Annotated in this window: 14 protein-coding genes; 7 read left to right on the forward strand and 7 right to left on the reverse strand. The window is 66.6% G+C overall.

Annotation, left to right across the window (positions count from 1 at the left end):
- Positions 1 to 58: 58 nt before the first annotated feature.
- Entirely contained in the window at positions 59 to 946 is an 888-nt protein-coding gene (locus tag PT85_RS07360) for a hypothetical protein (RefSeq protein ID WP_027589691.1), read from the reverse strand.
- Positions 947 to 1,147: 201 nt separating this feature from the next.
- On the opposite strand from PT85_RS07360, the gene PT85_RS07365 reads away from it, so the two are divergent.
- Both PT85_RS07365 and PT85_RS07370 read left to right on the forward strand, forming a co-directional pair.
- Positions 1,148 to 1,369 (forward strand): DUF2835 domain-containing protein, encoded by a 222-nt coding sequence (locus tag PT85_RS07365; RefSeq protein ID WP_027589692.1) that lies wholly within the window; start codon positions 1,148 to 1,150, stop codon positions 1,367 to 1,369.
- Between the two features lie 70 nt (positions 1,370 to 1,439).
- On the forward strand, positions 1,440 to 2,465 hold the full coding sequence (locus PT85_RS07370) for a quinone-dependent dihydroorotate dehydrogenase (RefSeq protein ID WP_039606299.1): 1,026 nt from the start codon (positions 1,440 to 1,442) through the stop codon (positions 2,463 to 2,465).
- Positions 2,466 to 2,563: 98 nt separating this feature from the next.
- Here the strand turns inward: PT85_RS07370 and rmf are convergent, their stop codons facing one another.
- On the reverse strand, positions 2,564 to 2,779 hold the full coding sequence (gene rmf / locus PT85_RS17750) for a ribosome modulation factor (protein ID WP_037008600.1): 216 nt from the start codon (positions 2,777 to 2,779) through the stop codon (positions 2,564 to 2,566).
- A gap of 359 nt (positions 2,780 to 3,138) precedes the next feature.
- Between rmf and rlmKL the strand changes: the two genes are divergently transcribed.
- Both rlmKL and PT85_RS07380 read left to right on the forward strand, forming a co-directional pair.
- Entirely contained in the window at positions 3,139 to 5,313 is a 2,175-nt protein-coding gene (gene rlmKL, locus PT85_RS07375; RefSeq protein WP_039606300.1) for a bifunctional 23S rRNA (guanine(2069)-N(7))-methyltransferase RlmK/23S rRNA (guanine(2445)-N(2))-methyltransferase RlmL, read from the forward strand.
- Positions 5,314 to 5,493: 180 nt separating this feature from the next.
- Entirely contained in the window at positions 5,494 to 8,085 is a 2,592-nt protein-coding gene (locus PT85_RS07380; protein WP_052237630.1) for a sensor domain-containing diguanylate cyclase, read from the forward strand.
- 2 nt (positions 8,086 to 8,087) lie between these two features.
- Here the strand turns inward: PT85_RS07380 and dacB are convergent, their stop codons facing one another.
- Positions 8,088 to 9,563, reverse strand: a complete 1,476-nt coding sequence (dacB, locus tag PT85_RS07385) for a D-alanyl-D-alanine carboxypeptidase/D-alanyl-D-alanine endopeptidase (protein WP_082013038.1) — start codon at positions 9,561 to 9,563, stop codon at positions 8,088 to 8,090.
- Positions 9,564 to 9,939: 376 nt separating this feature from the next.
- Here dacB and PT85_RS07390 point away from each other — a divergent pair, with 376 nt between their 5' ends.
- Positions 9,940 to 10,710 carry a 3-hydroxybutyrate dehydrogenase gene (locus PT85_RS07390; protein ID WP_027589697.1) on the forward strand — a complete coding sequence of 257 codons (771 nt, stop codon included), beginning with the start codon at positions 9,940 to 9,942 and terminating at the stop codon, positions 10,708 to 10,710.
- Between the two features lie 4 nt (positions 10,711 to 10,714).
- On the opposite strand, the gene PT85_RS07395 is transcribed toward PT85_RS07390, so the two are convergent.
- From PT85_RS07395 to PT85_RS07410, 4 genes are all read right to left on the reverse strand, one after another.
- Positions 10,715 to 12,208, reverse strand: coding sequence for a sigma-54 interaction domain-containing protein (locus tag PT85_RS07395; RefSeq protein WP_039561766.1), 1,494 nt, complete (start codon positions 12,206 to 12,208; stop codon positions 10,715 to 10,717).
- Between the two features lie 76 nt (positions 12,209 to 12,284).
- Positions 12,285 to 13,655 (reverse strand): TRAP transporter large permease, encoded by a 1,371-nt coding sequence (locus PT85_RS07400; protein WP_027589699.1) that lies wholly within the window; start codon positions 13,653 to 13,655, stop codon positions 12,285 to 12,287.
- A 16-nt stretch (positions 13,656 to 13,671) separates the two neighbouring features.
- Positions 13,672 to 14,274 (reverse strand): TRAP transporter small permease subunit, encoded by a 603-nt coding sequence (locus PT85_RS07405; protein ID WP_027589700.1) that lies wholly within the window; start codon positions 14,272 to 14,274, stop codon positions 13,672 to 13,674.
- A gap of 73 nt (positions 14,275 to 14,347) precedes the next feature.
- Positions 14,348 to 15,433 (reverse strand): TRAP transporter substrate-binding protein, encoded by a 1,086-nt coding sequence (locus PT85_RS07410; RefSeq protein ID WP_027589701.1) that lies wholly within the window; start codon positions 15,431 to 15,433, stop codon positions 14,348 to 14,350.
- Between the two features lie 376 nt (positions 15,434 to 15,809).
- Here PT85_RS07410 and PT85_RS07415 point away from each other — a divergent pair, with 376 nt between their 5' ends.
- Both PT85_RS07415 and PT85_RS07420 read left to right on the forward strand, forming a co-directional pair.
- Complete coding sequence (locus tag PT85_RS07415) at positions 15,810 to 16,148, forward strand: YggL 50S ribosome-binding family protein (RefSeq protein WP_027589702.1); 339 nt, start codon at positions 15,810 to 15,812, stop codon at positions 16,146 to 16,148.
- Positions 16,149 to 16,297: 149 nt separating this feature from the next.
- The gene (locus tag PT85_RS07420) at positions 16,298 to 16,951 is read left to right on the forward strand and encodes a hypothetical protein (RefSeq protein WP_027589703.1); all 654 of its coding nucleotides are present in this window, start codon (positions 16,298 to 16,300) and stop codon (positions 16,949 to 16,951) included.
- Positions 16,952 to 16,958: the final 7 nt, after the last annotated feature.

Raw genomic sequence — 16,958 nt, forward strand, 5'->3', positions numbered from 1 at the left:
GATCCAGGTAGGCGGTCGGCGCTTTTCGGCCGCCGTTGGGCACGACGCCCGGCGGCGCTTACGGATCGATGTGCAGGGTGGTCGGCAGGTGGTAGAGGAATTCCACCAGGTCCGGCGCGCCAGCCAGGCGCAGGCCTTCGCCGAGGGCGTTCGCCTGTTCGTCGGCGCGCGGCAGCAGCAGGGCTTCGAGCACCGTGGGCGTGCGCTGCAGCAACAGGCGCGAATACGGCAGCCCGCTGTCCAGCAGCAGCCCCATGAAACCTGGGTCGCTCCAGGCCTCGGCCGGCATGCCGAGCATGTGGTAGTGGCTGTGCAGCTCGGCCAGCACCACCGGATTGAGCCGATACTGGGCGACCTCCGCCGGCAGCTCGTGCTTCAGGCCGCGCAAGCGGGCATAGGCAACCAGAACGGCCAGCGTGGTGCCCTGGTCTCCGTCGTAGAACAGCCGTTCGCCAAACCATTCCGCCTGGCGCAGGCGCAGGGGCTGACCCTTGCCGGGCAGCGTCTGTTCGGCGGCCTTGAGGAAATCCTTGTAGCTGATCATGCGCAGGCTGCGGCAGGCCGGCGTGGCGGCCAGGTCTTCCAGGCGCGAATGGGGTGGTTGGTCACCCGGTGGACAGCACAGCCCACCGATGTCGCGCAGATCGAAGGCCGGCACGAAGCGATGATTCACCTCGAGCAGGCGCGCCAGCACCGCGTGGGCGGCCGCCTTGTCCTCCTGCACCGGTCCGGACAGGGCACCGCGCGGTAGATCCACCAGGCGCTCCAGTTGTGGACCGAGTTGCCACCAGATGCTCAGGGTGGGCAGGGGGATCGGCTGAAACGGCAGGCTGAGCTGGCGTGCGCGATCCAGCATGCGTCTGGCAGCCTTGCCGCCCAGGCCCAGCTGTCCGGCCAGGGACGACAAACGGCTGGTGAGGCGCGGGGGTGGCGTGGGCGAGGTCATGGCAATGCTACGGGCTCCAACAGTACTGCGTCGGGGTGGCGTGCCATTCGAACCGGGCGAGCAGGGCGCATGGAAAGGTGCGTTGCCCGCCTGGCCTTGCTGGCGCTCGCTAGTGTGGCAGAGCGGCCCGCTCGCTGGCGAGGGCGACTTGGGTCGCAGATGTGGCAAACTGACTCGCGTGTCTGACAAAGGGGGCGCTCCATGCCCAGCCTGGTGCTGGATATCCATCTGACGGCCGATCAGTTCTTGGCCTACTACCAGGGCCGTGCCAACCGGGTGCTGGCCTACAGTCGCGACGGGCGCAGCGTGAGCCTGCCGGCCCATCATCTGCGGCCGTTCCTGACCCATGCCGGCATCCAGGGCACCTTCCGGCTGGAGGTAGGTGCCGACGGCAAGCTGCTGGACGTGAAGCGTCTGGCCTGAGTCCGACGGGTCAAAAGCGCGCGCCGAGCGGGTATACTCGGCGGCCCCCAAACACCCAACGAGCCCGACCATGTACTCCCTGGCCCGCGATCTGCTCTTTCGACTGTCTCCGGAAACCTCTCACGAACTGTCCCTCGACCTGCTCGGCGCGGGCGGGCGTCTGGGGCTGAACGGTCTGCTGTGCAAGAAGCCGGCGGCCCTGCCAGTGAAGATCATGGGTCTGGAATTCGCCAATCCGGTCGGACTGGCCGCTGGTCTGGACAAGAACGGCGACGCCATCGACGGTCTCGGCCAGCTGGGTTTCGGCTTCCTCGAGATCGGCACCGTGACGCCGCGCCCTCAGCCGGGCAACCCGAAGCCGCGCCTGTTCCGCCTGCCGGAAGCCCAGGCCATCATCAACCGCATGGGCTTCAACAACCACGGGGTCGACTACCTGCTGGAGCGCGTGCGCGCCGCCCGCTATCGCGGCGTGCTGGGCATCAACATCGGCAAGAACTTCGACACCCCAGTCGAGCGCGCGGTGGACGACTACCTGATCGGCCTGGAGAAGGTCTATCCCCACGCCAGCTACGTGACGGTCAATGTCAGCTCGCCGAATACCCCCGGGCTGCGCAGCCTGCAGTTCGGTGATTCGCTGCGCCAACTGCTCGAAGCCCTGCGCCGTCGGCAGGAAGACCTGGCCGTCGAGCACGGCCGCCGTGTGCCGCTGGCGATCAAGATCGCCCCGGACATGAGCGACGAGGAAACCGTCGAGGTGGCGCGCGCGTTGGTGGATGCCGGGATGGATGCGGTGATCGCCACCAACACCACCCTGAGTCGCGAAGGCGTCGAAGGCCTGCTGCACGGTGACGAGGCCGGCGGTCTGTCCGGCGCGCCGGTACGCGACAAGAGCACCCACACCGTGAAGGTGCTGGCCGCCGAGCTGGGTGGGCGTCTGCCGATCATCGCCGTGGGCGGTATCACCGAAGGGTGCGACGCGGCCGAGAAGATCGCCGCCGGGGCGAGCCTGGTGCAGATCTATTCGGGGTTCATCTACAAGGGCCCGAAGCTGATTCGCGAAGCGGTGGATGCCATCGCCGCGCTGCCGCGGACCTGAAGCGCACAAATGGAAAGGGCTCCCTTGGGAGCCCTTTGGCGATCACCGTGCCAGGTCCGTGTGGGGCCTGGCGCGGCGGAAGAGCGTCGGACCGGGTCTCAGCCGACCGCTCTCATTTCATTCAGTCGATGTATGCCGGCGGTGCCGGTCAGACCGTCCCAGTGGTCGGCGCGACCTTCGCGCCAGCCATTGAGCCAGGCCTGGCGAGTCGTCGGATGGGTGAAGGGACAGAGCTCCTGGGATTTGCCATGAACACCATGTTGGTAACCGCGTAAGTAGGCGCGTTCCATCGGGTCACGCTTTAGTCTTCTCATCGGGTATTGCCCTCAATCGTTGACTGTATTTCCCACTGGCGGCCGCGTTGCGAGGCCGCGAAAGGGGCCGTTGCCGGCGTGACGACCCCATAGGAAGGGCAACCTTGCGTTGTCTCCCTGAGGTTGTTTCTATCCAAAGGGGCGAGCGCTGTGAATGATCGATTTGTCATAACGAGGCAACATTTCGCCTGACGGAACCATAAGCAGCGCCACTTGTCGGGGCAAAGCGGTATCCCAGGTGGGTTTGGGCGCTAGTTGCGCACCGTGATTTTGTCAGCAACTGTTGTGCAGCTCGTCGTTTCAATTTGTTTCGGCTTCTCTGGCGGAAGCCTTTATCGCCTGCGGGCCTGGATTTTCGAATGTCTGAGCGTTACGAACTGGTACTGACCTGCCCCAAGAGCCTGGAAAGCCTGCTGCTGGACGAGGCCGGGCAACTGGGGCTGGAAGAGGCCCGCGAACATGTGGCCATGGTGCGCGGCTTCGCCGGTATTGAAACCGCCTATCGGCTGTGCCTGTGGTCGCGGTTGGCCAACCGGGTGCTGCTGGTGCTGGCGCGCTTCCCGGTGAGCAATGCCGAGACCCTCTACGAAGGCGTCAAGGCCGTCGACTGGAGCGAGCACCTGGATGCCGGCGGCAGCCTGGCGGTGGAGTTCAGCGGGCGCGGCGCCGGCATCGACAACACACACTTCGGCGCGCTGAAGGTCAAGGACGCCATTGTCGACCGTCTGCGCGCGCAGTTCGGCCAGCGCCCGTCGGTGGACAAGGACAATCCCGACCTGCGCGTGCACCTGCGCCTGGACAAGGGCGAGGCGGTACTTTCCATCGACCTGTCCGGGCACAGCCTGCACCAGCGCGGCTACCGCCTGCAGCAGGGTGCCGCGCCGCTCAAGGAAAACCTGGCTGCCGCGATCCTGATCCGCGCCGGCTGGCCGCGCATTGCCGCCGAGGGCGGCGCGCTGGCCGACCCGATGTGCGGGGTGGGCACCTTCCTGGTCGAGGCCGGCCTGATGGCGGCCGACGTCGCCCCCAACCTCAAGCGCCAGCAGTGGGGCTTTTCCCGCTGGCTGGGCCATGTGCCGGCCGTGTGGAACCGCCTGCATGCCGAGGCCGAGGAGCGCGCGCGCATCGGCCTGGGCAAGCCGCCGCTGTGGATTCGCGGCTACGAAGCCGACCCGCGCCTGATCCAGCCGGCGCGCAACAACATCGAGCGCGCCGGACTCGGCGAGTGGGTACGCATCTACCAGGGCGAACTGGCCACCTTCGAGCCGCGCACCGACAAGGGCCAGGTCGGCCTGGTGGTGTGCAATCCGCCCTATGGCGAGCGCCTGGGCGACGAAGCCAGCCTGCTGTACCTCTACCAGAACCTGGGCGAGCGCCTGCGCCAGGCCTGCATGGGCTGGGAGGCCGCGATCTTCACCGGCGCGCCTGAGCTGGGCAAGCGCATGGGCATTCGCAGTCACAAGCAGTACGCGCTGTTCAACGGCGCGCTGCCGTGCAAGCTGCTGCTGTTGCAGGTGCGGCCCGACCAGTTCGTCACCGGCAACCGCCAGGGCGCCGAAGACCGCCTTGTGCCCCAGGCCAGTGAGCCGGCACGCCTGTCCGAAGGTGGGCAGATGTTCGCCAACCGCCTGCAGAAGAACCTCAAGACCCTGGGCAAATGGGCGAAGCAGGCCGGTGTGGAATGCTACCGGCTGTACGACGCGGACATGCCCGAGTACGCCCTGGCCATCGATTTGTACCGCGATTGGGTGCATGTGCAGGAATACGCGCCGCCGCGCTCGATCGACCCGGAAAAGGCCCAGACCCGCCTGCTCGACGCCCTGGCGGCGATCCCGGTGGCCCTTGGCGTGCCCGCCGAGCGCGTGGTGATCAAGCGTCGCGAACGGCAGACCGGTACCCGCCAGTACGAGCGCCAGGGCGAGCAGGGCCGCTTCATGGAGGTCAGCGAGGGCGGCGTCAAGCTGCTGGTCAACCTCACCGATTACCTGGACACCGGACTGTTCCTCGACCACCGGCCGATGCGCCTGCGCATCCAGCGCGAGGCGGCCGGCAAGCGCTTCCTCAACCTGTTCTGCTACACCGCGACCGCTACCGTGCACGCGGCCAAGGGCGGCGCACGCAGCACCACCAGTGTCGACCTGTCGAAGACCTACCTGGACTGGGCACGCCGCAACCTGTCGCTGAACGGCTTCTCGGACAAGCAGCGCCTGGAACAGGGCGACGTGATGGCCTGGCTGGAAGCGGATCGCGGCGAGTACGACCTGATCTTCATCGACCCGCCGACCTTCTCCAACTCCAAGCGCATGGAAGGAGTGTTCGACGTTCAGCGCGATCATGCCCGGTTGATCGACCTGGCCATGGCCCGGCTGGCGGCGGGGGGCGTCCTGTACTTCTCGAACAACTTCCGTAAATTCCAGCTGGACGAGATGCTGGCAAAACGCTACAAGATCGCCGAAGTGACGGGCGAAACACTGGATCCGGATTTCGCCCGCAATCCCCGCATCCACAGGGCCTGGCACATCAGCCACGGCTGAACCCTGGTTTGCGCTGGCAGGGAAGTCGGTATGCAGGCAGTACAGCAAGATGATTCTTCCAGGCCCCGGCCCGTAAGTCGGGGCTGCGAAGCCGGCACTGTGTTCCTTCTGGTATTTCTTGTCGGCCTGTCGTTATCGGCAGCCGCCGCGTATGCCCTGGAGCAGAATCGCCGTGCCCAGATGCAGGATCAATTCCAGCGTCTGGCCGGCGAGCGTGTGTCGCGGATCGCCAACCAGTTCAAGACCAGTCAGCAGCAGGTCGAATCCCTCAGCCGCCACCTGAGCCTGGCCGGCGACCAGGGCCCCGGAGCCTTCGCCCTGGCGACCGAGCACCTGTTGGCCGACAGCCTAGGTTTTATCTGGATGCCCCGCGTGACCCACGAGCAGCGGCCGGCCTTCGAGGCCCGGTTGCGCGAGCAGGGTGGCGCGAACGGTCTGCGCGAAGTGGATGAGCGAGGTGCGCTTCGCCCGGCCGGGGTGCGTGACGAGTATTTTCCGGTGCGCTACGTAGGTTCGCGCCATCTGGGTGAACGCCTGCCAGGCCTGGACCTGGCGTCCCATCCAGGCAGGCGGGAGATCCTGCAACGGGCGCGCGAGCGTGAGGGGCTGGTCTCCACCGTGCTGACGCTGTCGCCTGTCACCCCCTATGGCCAGGCCCTGGTGGTGATGGCCCCGGTACTGCGTGCGGGTGAACTGCTGGGTTTCGTTTCCTCTGCCCTGCTGCTGGACGAGGTGCTGGCCGAGCACGGCAGTACCGAAGGGCTGTACACCGAACTCTGGGACCTGAGCGACGCCGAGCAGCCCCGCTTGCTCCACTCGGCAGGCGAGCCAGCCGAGAGCAGCGCGCTGGAGTACCACCGGATGCTGCCCATGGCCGACCGACTGTTCGCCGTCAGCCTGCGCCCGCAGTTCGCCTTCATGCACCAGCATGGAGGATCGGTGGGTGTGTGGGTCTTCCTGCTGGGTGGTCTGGTCAGCCTGCTGGCGGCCGGATTTCTGGGCTCGTTGCTCAGTGAGCGGCAACGCACCCGCCGCCTGGTGGCGGTGCGCACGGCTGAACTGCAGGCCAGCCAGCGGGAGTTGCAGACCAGTCAGGAAGAGCTGCGCCTCAGCGAGCGGCGCTGGCACTTCGCCCTGGAGGGAGCGGGTGATGGCGTCTGGGACTGGGAATGTCAGACGGGCCGCGCCTACTTCTCGCCGACCTGGAAGCACATGCTCGGCTACGCCGACGGGGAGATCGAGGGCACCTACCAGGAATGGCTCGAACTGATCCACCCGCTGGACCGGCACCAGGCGCTGCGGGCTCTGGAGCGCCACATGTCCGGCGCCACGGAGTCGGTCGCCTACGAGTACCGTCTGTACTGCAAGGACGGCAGTTGGAAGTGGATCCTCAGTCGCGGGCAAGTGGTGCTGCGCGATGCTCAGGACCAGCCGTTGCGCATGATCGGCGTGCATACGGATATCGATGGCCGCAAGCACACCGAGCTGCAGTTGAACCGCACCCTGGGCGAGCTCGATGCCCTGCTCAGGGCCACGACCCATGTGTTGATCATCGCCACCGACCTGCAGGGACTCATCCAGCGTTTCAACGTCGGTGCCGAACGCATGCTGGGCTACCGCGCGGAGCAGATGATCGGGCAGCCGATCGAGCGTCTGTGCCGCGCCGAGGATCTGGACGATCACGCCGCGCCGTCCGGGTCGCGGCGTAGCCTGCAGGAACTGACTGCGGACTGCCGCACCAGCCAGGAATGGACGTACCTGCGCAGTGATGGTGGCCATCTGGTCGTCGACCTCATCACCACCAGTATCCGCGACGAATACGACCAGGCGGTCGGCTACCTGGGCATCGCCACCGACGCCACCGAGCGCCGGCGCAGCCGTGCGGCGCTGGAGGAGCGCGACCACCTGTTGCAGAAGCTGACCCAGCGCGTGCCGGGCATCATCTTCCAGCTGCACCGCGCGCCCAACGGCCATTTCAGCGTGCCGTACGCCAGTGCCGCGCTGTCCGGCCTCTACGAGCTGGACCCCACCGATGTGCGTTCCGATGCCCAGCGTATGTTCCGCCTTGTGCACCCGGAAGACTACCCGCGACTGCGCGACGGCCTGCAGGATTCCGCGCAACACCTGACCCTGTGGCAGACGGAGCTGCGTTGCCTGCTGCCCAGCCAGGGACAGCGCTGGTTCCGCTGCGAGGCCATGCCGGAGCGCGGTGCCGATGGTGGCGTTCTCTGGCACGGCTTCCTGTCGGATATCACGCCGCTCAAGGACACCGAACAGGAGTTGCGCCAGCTCTCGGAAACCGATGGCCTGACCGGGGTGTTCAACCGCCGCTACTTCCAGGAGCGCCTGGCGCAGGCCATCTCACTGGCCGGGCGGCGTGAAGCCGGCCTGTCACTGCTGATGTTCGATATCGACCATTTCAAGCAGATCAACGACCAGTTTGGCCACGCCGCCGGTGACCGGGTACTGCAGGCGTGCTGCCAGCGGCTGGGAGCGCGCCTGCGGCGTAGCGACCTGCTGTGCCGGTTGGGTGGTGAGGAATTCGCCGTGCTGTGCGCCCAGACCAGCCTGTCCCAGGCGGCGACCCTGGCCGAGGCGCTGCGGGCGCTGCTGGCTGGCGAATCGATCGAAGAAGTGGGGCGCGTCACCGCCAGTTTTGGCGTAGCGCAATGGCATACCGGCGAAACCGCCGATGATTTGCTCAACCGTGCCGACGCCGCGCTCTACGCAGCCAAGCGCGCAGGTCGCGATCAGGTGCGCCTGGCGACCTGACCTCAGCGTCGCGCGGTGCTGCGCCGCTCGCGCGGCTGCTCGTATATCGACAGCAGCACCTGGTCCAGCACTGCCGAGGCGCCCCAGGGGCGCGGGTGGTTGAGGATGGCCACCACCGCCCAGCTGCTACCGTTCACGTCGCGGCTGTAGCCGGCGATGGCGCGCACGTTGTTCAGGGTGCCGGTCTTGATGTGCGCCTTGCCGGCCACGGCGGTGTCCTGCAGGCGTTTGCGCATGGTACCGTCCAGCGCCGCCAGCGGCATGGAGGAAATGAACTCGGCGGCGAACGGGCTCTGCCAGGCCGACTGCAACAGGCTGGCCAGGCCCCGGGCAGTGACCCGCTCGCTGCGCGACAGGCCCGAGCCGTTTTCCAGCACCAGCCGTGCCACCGGCAGCCCCTTGCGTTCGAGCCACTGGCGAATCACCCGTTGCGCGGCGGCCGCATCGTCACTGTCCTGTCCTGTACGGAAGGCGGCGCCCAGGCTGAGGAACAGCTGCCGGGCCATGGTGTTGTTGCTGTATTTGTTGATGTCGCGGATGACCTCCACCAGGTCCGGCGATTCGGCGCGCACCAGCAGGCGCGCATCCTCCGGCACGCGGTCGATACGGTTGGCGCCCAGCAGGGTGCCGCCCAGCTCGCGCCAGATGGCCCGCACGGTACCCGCCGCATATTGCGGATGATCGAGCAGCGCTAGATAGGTGTGTGCCTTGCAGCCCTGGGCCAGCTCGCCAGTGATCACCAGGGTCACGCTGTCGCCCTGGTGAACCGGCCGGTAACTCACCTGCGGCCAGGCCGGGCAGGTGGCGCGGGCCGGCAGCGGGCGCACGCGATTGTCGATGCGCACCGCGTCCAGTGGCGGTTCGGCGCTCACATGCACCTGGCCACCTTCGCTGCGCACGCTGAAACGCTGGGCGTTGAGATTGATCAGCAGGGAATCCGGCGCCACCAGATACGGGCGGTTGGCGTCACCGCCGTCATCGTCGAATTCCGGCAGGGCGGGCTGCAGGAAATGGCTGCGGTCCAGCACCAGGTCGCCGCTTATGGTGTTAACCCCATGGCTGCGCAGGTCGCGCAACAGCAGCCAGAGGCGTTCCATGTTCAGCTTGGGATCGCCACCACCCTTGAGGTAGAGATTGCCGTGCAGCACACCGTCGCGCAGCGGCCCATCGGCATACAGCTCGGTCGTCCAGGTGTGGGCGGGACCGAGCAGCTCCAGCGCGGCGTAGGTGGTGACCAGCTTGATGGTGGACGCGGGATTGACTGGCACGTCGGCGTTGTAGGCGGTGATCTGGCCGGGACCGTTGAGCGGGATGGCCACCAGCGACAGTGCCTGGCCGTCCAGCTTGTGCTGGCGCAAGGCCTGCTGGACTTTTACAGGGAGCACCTGTCGCTCCGCCGCCCACACGGGAGGGGCAGCGAGCAGCGTCGTGGTCGTCAGCAGGCCCCCCAGCAGTAGGGGATGCAGCCATGGTTTCATGCGGGCTTCCGGGAGAATCGGCACGCGTCCGGTATGCAGCTTAGTCATCGCCTGCAAGGACGAAGTTTGTCCGCGCCGGCCAGTATCCGACGGGTGTCGTGCACAACCGCTTGGCGGAGGTCGCGTGCGGTTGTCCAGATCCCTGGACAGTCGCTTGCTGCTGCTGAACATGTCCAGCGAACCGGACGTCTTTTCAGGCCCTCTGCGTCGCTGCGGCAGTGCCAGAGCAGCGGCAAAGCCGCGTGGCGCCTGGCCTTTGGGTGTCGGCGGGGAGTTGCGGACGGTCTGGCACGTCTTTCGCTGTAGGGAGTTCAGACTAAGGCGCCGTCCACGGGCAGGCGCCCCCGGCGGGTCGTCATCGGCAGGAGAACCCCACATGAATCTCAAAGGCAAGATCGCACTGGTCACCGGCGCCACCAGCGGCATCGGCCTGGGCATCGCCCACCGTCTGGCCGCGGCCGGTGCCGCAGTGGTGATCAATGGCTTCGGCGACGTCGAAGGCGTGCTTGCCGAGCTTGGCCGCCATGGCACGCGAGTCGGCCACTACCCGGCGGACATGGCCGATGCGCAGCAGATCGCCGAGATGATCGCCTACGTCGAACGGACCTTTGGTGGCCCCGACATCCTGGTCAACAACGCCGGCATCCAGCATGTCGCCGCGGTGGAGGCGTTTCCGGTGGAGCGCTGGGACGCCATCATCGCCATCAACCTGTCCTCGGTATTCCATACCTCGCGCCTGGTGCTGCCGGGCATGCGCCAGCGCGGCTGGGGGCGCATCCTCAATATCGCCTCCACCCATGGGCTGGTGGCTTCCGCCGGCAAGAGCGCCTATGTGGCCGCCAAGCACGGGGTCATCGGCCTGACCAAGAGCATCGCCCTGGAAACCGCGACCACGCCGATCACCTGCAACGCGATCTGTCCCGGCTGGGTGCTGACGCCCCTGGTGCAGCAGCAGATTCAGGCGCGCATCGAGGCCGGTGCCAGCCCCGACGAGGCGCGCCATGACCTGCTGGCGGAGAAGCAGCCGTCCCGGGAGTTCGTCACCCCCGAACAGCTCGGTGAGCTGGCGGTATTCCTGTGCAGCGAGGCCGCCGCCCAGGTGCGTGGTGCGGCCTGGAACATGGATGGCGGCTGGGTGGCCCAGTAGGTGCCTAGCGGCGCGTGCCCAGGCCGTGCTGCTGCAGCTTGCTGTACAGGCTGGCGCGGGAGATGCCCAGTTCGCTGGCGGCGCGCCGGCGATTGCCGTTGCAGGTCGCCAGGGCGTGCTGCAGCGCGCGGCGCTCGGCTGCCGCGATGCTGTGCGCCAAGGGCTGCAGCGGCTGCTGGGGTTCGTCAGCGGGTGGCGCAGCCTGCGGCGTTGGGTTGGCGGCCGCCGTGACGGGCAACGGTGCGCCGCGCGTAGCCAGCAGTGGCAGCAGTTGCGCCGCCTCCAGCACTGGGCCGTCGGCATCCAACTGTACCCGCTCCAGCAGGTTGCGCAGCTCCCGCACGTTGCCGTTCCACGGCTGCCGGACCAGCAACATCAGGGCTTCGCGGCTCAGCTCCCGGGGCGCCTGGCCGGAGCGGTTGGCGATGTCGTCGAGCAGGTGTTCGGCCAGCGCCGGGATATCCTCGCGACGGTCGCGTAGCGGCGGCACGTGGAGCGCCAGCACATTCAGGCGGTAGTAGAGGTCGGCGCGGAACTGCCCCGCGGCGACCTTGGCCTCCAGGTCGATATGGGTCGCGGCGATCACCCTTACGTTGAGCGGCTTGACCTGGTTGGAGCCGAGCGGCTCGACTTCCTGCTCCTGCAGCACACGCAGCAGCTTGGCCTGCAATGCCAGCGGCAGGTCGCCGATCTCGTCGAGGAACAGCGTGCCACCGTTGGCCACCTCGAACTTGCCGATGCGCGCCTTGCGATCGGCACCGGTGAAGGCGCCCGGCGCGGTGCCGAACAGCTCGGCCTCGACCAGGGTTTCGGGAATGGCGGCGACGTTGACCGCCACGAACGGGCCGTTGGCGCGCGGCGACAGGTTGTGGATGCCCTGCGCCAGCAGCTCCTTGCCGGTGCCCGTCTCGCCGCGCAGCAACACCGTGGCGTCCAGCTGTGCGGCGCGCCGGGCCTGGCGCTTGACCTCGCTGGCGGCGGCGCTGCCGCCGATGAAGCCGGCGATGGTGTAGCGGGCGCGGCGTGCCTTGGCCAGCTCACTCTGGGTAGCCAGCAGTTGATTCTGCAGGCTGTTGTACTTGGCCATCAGCGGTTTGAGCTGGTGCGCGCGATCCAGCAGCACGAAGCCCAGCGCACCCACCAGGGTGCCGTCCTTGTCGCGCAGCGGGATGCGCGTGACCACAAAGTGCTCGCTGCCGAAGGCCATCAGATCGAGCATGCTCGGTTGGCCGCTCTCGACCACCTCGCGCAGGCGGCTGGCCGGCAACACCTCTTCGATCTCCTTGCCGAGCACGCTGTGCGGCGGACTGATGCCGAGCTTCTCTGCGTATTTGTCGTTGATCCAGACGATTCGCGCCTGGCGGTTCACGGCGATGGTGCCTTCGCACTGCGCATCAAGGTGATCGAACAGCAGGGGCATCGCCACCGCGCGAAAGCGCTCGGGAGATACCCCGACGATCAGGCCGTGCTGGTCGAGGTCGTTGCTGGAGATGGCCATGGCAGCTGGGCTTCCGAGGGTGACGGGGGATTATGGGAGCCGCCTCGCCGCGCGGGCAAGGCGGTACAGCCGGGGATCAGGGGCCGCCATACACCTCGTTGGGCAGCCAGGTGGCCAGGGGCTCGAAGTAGAACACCAGGGCCATGCCGAGCAGTTGCAGGGCGATGAAGGGCGCCACACCCAGGTAGATGTGGCGGGTGCTGATGCCCGGCGGGCAGACGCCCTTGATATAGAAGAGTGCGAAGCCCACGGGTGGGGTGAGGAACGAGGTCTGCAGGCACAGCGCGAAGAGGATTGCGAACCACAGGGGATCGACGCCCATGGAGAACAGCACCGGCGCCACCAGCGGCAGGATGATCAGGGTGATCTCCACCCAGTCGAGGAAGAACCCCAGCAGGAAGGTGATCGCCAGCACCGTGAGCAGCACGCCGGTCTGGCCGAACGGCAGGCCGGTCAGCGCGGCACGGATCACGTCATCACCGCCCAGGCCGCGCAGCACGGCGGCGAACACTGTGGCGCCGATGAAGATGCCGAAGATGAAGGCGGCGGTGCGGCTGGTCTGGTAGAGGGCGTCCTTGAGCACCGAAAGGCTCAGGCGACGGCCGCCGGCCGCCATCAACAGCGCGCCGGCCGCGCCGACTGCCGAGGCCTCGGTGGTGGTGGCGATGCCGAAGAAGATCGAGCCGAGCACGGCGAAGATCAGCGCCAGCGGCGGCACCACGGCCCGGAACACGTCGAGCAGGGCGCGGCCGTCGAGCTTCTGCCGGTTGGCGGGTGCCGGGGCGAAGTCTTTCTTCAGCCAGGCGACGATCACGATGTACAGCACGTACATCAGCGCCAGCAGCATCCCCGGGATCAGCGCGCCCATGAACAGCTTGCCCACCGAGGCCTCGGAAGTTCCGAGGCGATCGGCCATCAGCACCAGCATGATGCTTGGCGGAATCAGGATGCCCAGCGTGCCCACCGAACAGGCGGTGCCTACCGCCAGGCTCTTGTTGTAGTTGGCCTGCAGCATCGGTCCGAGCGACAGCATGCCGAGCAGCGCCACCGAGGCGCCGACGATGCCGGTGGACGCGGCGAGCAGGATGCCGACCACCACCACGGTCACCGCGTAGCCGCCGCGCAGCGGGCCGAGGACCCGTACCAGGCTGTGCATCAGCCGTTCGGCGATGCCCGAGCGGTCGAGCATGATGCCCATGAAGATGAACAGCGGCAGGGCGACCATCAGCTCGTTGGCGACGATGCCGTAGATGCGCGCGTCCAGGACGCCGATGGTGCCGTCCCAGGTGAACCAGAGATCGGCGTCGAAGTGATCGACCAGTACATAGCCGAGCACCGCAAACAGCAGGCCGATGCCGGCCAGCGACCAGGCGACCGGGAAGCCGAGCAGCAGCAGGCCCATGAAGCTGGCGAACATGGCGATGACGAGAATTTCTTCCAGACCCATGATTGCGACTTCTCCATCAGGGCTGCGAACGAGCGCGGTCGCGGTCGTCCGAGGGGGCCGCCAGGGCCCGCGGGAAATGGAACAACAGCGTGCTGCAGCGCAGTGCGCGGGAGAGCAGCGCCAGCGCCACCAGCAGCAGCCCCAGCGGCAGCACGCTCTTGAAGATGAAGCGATAGGGCAGCCCGCTGGGTGCCTGGGAACGCTCGTTGTACAGGTAGGCCTGGTAGGCGTAGGGGACCAGCGCATCGATCATCAGCAGGATCACCGGCAGCGCCAGCAACACAATGGCGAGTAGCTCGATCCAGGCCTGGCTGCGCAGGCTGAAGCGTTCACGCAGCACGTCGACGCGCACGTGGTCGTCGCGCACCACCGCGTAGGCGAGGGACAGCATCACGGCGGCGCCGAACAGGTGCCAGGACAGTTCCTCCAGCGCAATGGAGCCGCGCGAGAGAATGAAGCGACTGAACACGTTGGCCAGCACCACCAGCAGAACCACCAGCCAGAGCCAGGCGCTGGCCTGGCCGATGGCGGTCAGCAGGCGATCCAGTGGCCGCGAGATGCGGTTGTACGGCAGCGCCTCGGGCGCTGCCGTATCGGGAGAGACGGGCTTGAAGGACACGGCGACCTCGGAATCTCGACACGGGGATTGAGAAGCGGGCACGTTGCCGTGCCCGCTCACGGGCGCGCAGCCGTCAGTCGTACTGGTAGTAGTCGCGCGGCAGGTAACCCATGCCGTGCCAGATCGAGTGATGCTTCATGAACTCGCGCTGGCTGGTCAGCACGCGCTTGAACATCTCGTCCTTGGCGGCCATTTCGTCGAGCACCTCGTCGGTCACCCTCTGCAGCTCGCGCAGCACCGGCTCGGGCAGCACCTGGGCCTTCACGCCCTGCTGCTGATAGTCACGCAGGGCAGTCGGCTGGGCCCACTCGCTCTCGGCGAAACCCTTGAGGGTGGCCGCCTCGCAGCCCATCTCGATGAGCGCGCGACTTTCCGGCTTGAGCTTGTCCCAGACATCCTTGTTGACCAGCAGGTGCGAGGTGGTCAGCGTCTGGTGCCAGCCGGGCATGATGTAGTTCTTGATGATCTGGTCCAGGCCCAGCATCTTGTCCACCGCCGGCTGCGAGAATTCGGTGGCGTCGATGGTCTTGCGTTCCAGCGCCTGGTAGATCTCCCCGCCGGGCACCATGGTCACCGAGGCGCCGAGCTTTTCCAGCACCTTGCCGCCGATGCCGGCGAAGCGGATGCGCAGGCCGTCGATGTCGCCCAGCTTCTCGATGGGCTTGGCGAACCAGCCGGCGCCTTCCGGGCCGATGATGCTGCACAGCATCGGATGGATGTTGCGCTGGGCATAGATTTCCTCGAGCAGCTTCTTGCCGTCGCCCTGGTAGTACCACGCCAGGTGCGCCGGCGGTTCCATGTTGAACGGTGCGCCGGAATACAGCGGCAGGGCCGGGATGGTGCCTTGGTCATAGCCGACCCAGGTATAGCCGGCCGGATACTTGCCGGTGCTCACCGCATTCATGATCTCGAACGGCGGCACCAGTTCGCCGGGCTCGTAGTAGCGCAGCTGGATGTTGCCGCCCGAGATGGTCTTGAGCGATTCGGAGAGATGCTTGACCGGGGTGGTCAGGCCGACAAGGTGGGACGGGAAGGCCAGCGGTACCTGCCAGCGGATCTTCTCGCTGGCCATCACCGGGCTGGCCAGCAGGGTGCTGGTGAGCAGCGTAGCGGCGGTAACACTGAAGGTCAGGCGGGAAAGCTGTTGCTTCATGGACATGCTGAGTTCCTTCTTGTTGTTTTTGTATGTGCTACCGGTCGGACAGTAGCGCAGATCACGTCCGGTTCGCTGCTGCGATGGAACGCTGCAAGGGCACCGGCAGGTGGCGAAGGGAGCCAAGCAGGTTTCATACCTGTTCTGAAAATCCTTTTTAAATCAATAAGTAAGAATATGGAGCGACAAGCACATCCGGAAATCTGGACATGCGCGACGGGTATCGGTGTCTGTTCGTCCAGAAACCTGGACTCGTCTGTCCGGTTTTCTGGACGCCTGCGTGTGAGTCCGCGTGGTTGCTGGGTTTCGGCCCGGGTGAAGAATTTGCATGGGCGACGCTAAAGCCGGTAGAGTGCCCGCCACTTTATTGAGGAGACACCCCATGGCTAGATCCCGCCGCCTGCGCAAGAAACTCTGCGTCGACGAATTCCAGGAACTGGGCTTCGAAGTGCAACTGAACTACCGCGACGGCATCAGCGACGCCGAGCGTAACGCCGCCATGGACGATTTCCTGGACCAGGCCATCGAGGCCAACGGCCTGGGCTTCATTGGCGCGGATGAGTACGGTTATGTCTGCCTGGGCCGTCGTGGTTCGGTAACCGCCGAACAGCGCGCCCAGGTCGAAGCCTGGCTCAAGGGCCATCGCGACCTGTCCCGCAGCGTGGCTGGCGAGCTGATCGACGTCTGGTACCCGGACGCGCCGATCCACCAGCCGCAGTAACGGCCAGCGGAACCGATCAAGCCCTCCTCGCGAGGGCTTTTTTGTGGCCGGTGGGCACCAGTCAAACGCCAGGACTGCGACCTTTGCGCCAATTGTGGCGGGCCAGGGCAGCGCGCTACCTTCTGGAACCTTGTCCGGAGAGCATTGCCATGAAGCGCATCGCTGCCATTGTCCTGTTGGGTCTGGTAATGGCCGGGCCGCTGCAGGCCACGCGTTCCGATCGCGTCGACACCCTCATCACCGAAGCCCGCACCGCCTTGTCAGCAGGCGACTATCAGGGTGCGCTGGGGAGTCTGCTCGATGCGGAGAGTACGCTGGGGTTTGCCAATCCGGTGATTCTGCATCTGCGCATCACCGCCCAGCAGATGCCGCTGGAGGCGGGCAACTACCGCTACCTCGACCTGCGTGAGCAGCGCGGCAACTGCGCGATCTACATGCACGAGTTCGGCGTGAACCACCCGGCGGATGCGATCTCTCCGGACATCTCGCGCATCTGCGCAACGCTCAAGAGCTATCCCCGCGAGGCGCTGGAGGTGGTGCGCGCCAATCTGGAGGCGCGCCGCTACACGGCGGCGCTGGACGATCTGGCCGCGCTGGAGAAATTCGGTGGCGCCTGGTCCGAGCCGCAGGCGCTGCTGAAGATTCGTGCGCTCGAACAGGCGCTGGCGGTCGAGCGCAATCCCGAACGCAAGCAGGCGCTGCGGCGGGAAGTTGACGACTACCTGGAGCGGGTGTCGGCGGGGCAAGACCAGCCGCTCCCGGCCGACCTGGCATATGTGCGGGCGCTGGCCGGCGGGGACTGACAGCATC

The sequence above is a fragment of the Pseudomonas flexibilis genome, from assembly GCF_000806415.1.
Classification (GTDB): Bacteria; Pseudomonadota; Gammaproteobacteria; order Pseudomonadales; family Pseudomonadaceae; genus Serpens; species Serpens flexibilis.

Bases quoted from the DNA above. Each gene is read 5' to 3' on its own strand.
- PT85_RS07365 (WP_027589692.1), top strand. From the start codon at position 1,148: ATGCCCAGCCTGGTGCTGGATATCCATCTGACGGCCGATCAGTTCTTG.
- PT85_RS07400 (WP_027589699.1), bottom strand. From the start codon at position 13,655: ATGGGTCTGGAAGAAATTCTCGTCATCGCCATGTTCGCCAGCTTCATG.
- PT85_RS07420 (WP_027589703.1), top strand. From the start codon at position 16,298: ATGAAGCGCATCGCTGCCATTGTCCTGTTGGGTCTGGTAATGGCCGGG.
- PT85_RS07370 (WP_039606299.1), top strand. From the start codon at position 1,440: ATGTACTCCCTGGCCCGCGATCTGCTCTTTCGACTGTCTCCGGAAACC.
- PT85_RS07410 (WP_027589701.1), bottom strand. From the start codon at position 15,433: ATGTCCATGAAGCAACAGCTTTCCCGCCTGACCTTCAGTGTTACCGCC.
- PT85_RS07390 (WP_027589697.1), top strand. From the start codon at position 9,940: ATGAATCTCAAAGGCAAGATCGCACTGGTCACCGGCGCCACCAGCGGC.
- rlmKL (WP_039606300.1), top strand. From the start codon at position 3,139: ATGTCTGAGCGTTACGAACTGGTACTGACCTGCCCCAAGAGCCTGGAA.
- PT85_RS07360 (WP_027589691.1), bottom strand. From the start codon at position 946: ATGACCTCGCCCACGCCACCCCCGCGCCTCACCAGCCGTTTGTCGTCC.
- PT85_RS07380 (WP_052237630.1), top strand. From the start codon at position 5,494: ATGCAGGATCAATTCCAGCGTCTGGCCGGCGAGCGTGTGTCGCGGATC.
- rmf (WP_037008600.1), bottom strand. From the start codon at position 2,779: ATGAGAAGACTAAAGCGTGACCCGATGGAACGCGCCTACTTACGCGGT.
- PT85_RS07395 (WP_039561766.1), bottom strand. From the start codon at position 12,208: ATGGCCATCTCCAGCAACGACCTCGACCAGCACGGCCTGATCGTCGGG.
- dacB (WP_082013038.1), bottom strand. From the start codon at position 9,563: ATGAAACCATGGCTGCATCCCCTACTGCTGGGGGGCCTGCTGACGACC.
- PT85_RS07415 (WP_027589702.1), top strand. From the start codon at position 15,810: ATGGCTAGATCCCGCCGCCTGCGCAAGAAACTCTGCGTCGACGAATTC.